Source organism: Enterobacter cloacae complex sp. P6RS (genome assembly GCF_014982245.1).
Classification (GTDB): Bacteria; Pseudomonadota; Gammaproteobacteria; order Enterobacterales; family Enterobacteriaceae; genus Enterobacter; species Enterobacter bugandensis.
Map to the genome: position 1 here is coordinate 1 of NZ_JADCLB010000062.1, position 1,300 is coordinate 1,300.

Annotated in this window: 1 protein-coding gene; it reads left to right on the top strand. The window is 38.6% G+C overall.

Annotated elements, in window-relative coordinates:
• On the top strand, positions 1–1,282 hold a 1,282-nt coding region (locus tag INF73_RS21915; RefSeq protein ID WP_193547346.1), incomplete at its 5' end, for a fimbria/pilus outer membrane usher protein.
• Between the last annotated feature and the right edge of the window lie 18 nt (positions 1,283–1,300).

A 1,300-nucleotide genomic window follows, 5' to 3' on the forward strand; every position in this document is an offset into this window, starting at 1 on the left:
GCTCCAACGTGATTTGAAAAATATTCAGGGTAAACTTATTATTGGCCAAAGCTATACACCTTCAGATATTTTTGATAGCGTGCGTTTTACAGGCGTATCGATCTCTTCTGAAGATAATATGCTTCCTGATAGTCTTCGCGGCTTCGCACCGACAGTAAAAGGAATTGCTAATAGCACTTCTCAAGTAACGATTCGACAAAATAATATCATTATATATCAAACTACCGTCCCCCCTGGGCCATTTGTTATAAATGATCTATACCCTACCTCAGCAAGTGGTGAATTAAATATTACGATTCGAGAGTCAGATGGTAGTGAACGCACTTTTACACAAGCTTTTTCTAACGTACCCATTATGCAACGGGAAGGTCAAGTTCGATATTTCGTCAGTAGTGGTAAAACCCGAAATTCGACGGATGATGGCAAACAACCTTTTTTTGCACAAGGAACTATGCTGTACGGCATGCCGCATGATATCACACTTTATGGAGGGCTTTTATATGCAGATTTCTATCAGGCTGTGAACGCAGGAGTGGGAATGAGCCTGGGGAATTTCGGCTCAGTTTCTACCGATATTACTCAGTCGCAGACTAAATTTGATGAAGAAAATGAGGGCAATAAGCAAGGACAATCGATACGGTTTCTGTACTCGAAGACCATAAGCACAACCAACTCAATTATTACTCTTGCAGGATATCGATACTCCACGAAGGACTTTTTTTCTTTTAACGATGCTCTTGATGCTCAAAGAGCATTCGATAACCCTGACGAAAGTGATTATTTTAGTAAGAAAAGTAAGTTCCAGCTTGTATTCCAACAAAACCTAATGAATGGAGATCTTGGAACATTATCATTGTCTGGTTATCAGCAAGACTACTGGAATCAAGAAGGAAAAGAGAAAAATATTAGCGCAAGTTATTCAAAATCAATGGAATACTTCAATTTTATTTTAACTTATTCTAATACGCGCTCGCTATCATATCATTCAAGCACTGATGAGCAGATTTCAATAAATATTACCATACCACTATCTCGCTGGTATAAAAATACATATGCGTCAAGCTATTTTTCTCAGGATAATAAAGGTAATATACGTTCACAAGCAGGAATCAATGGCACTCTACTTGAAGATCAAAACCTTCAATATAATATCTATACTGGTTATGGGAATCATGGTGCCGGCAATAATGGAATGGCGAGCCTTGACTACCTCGGAGCCTCTGCGGAAAGCAATGTGGGCTATAGTTACGCCAAAAATAGTAAGCAAATAAATTATGGCTAACAAGGTACGATAATAGGC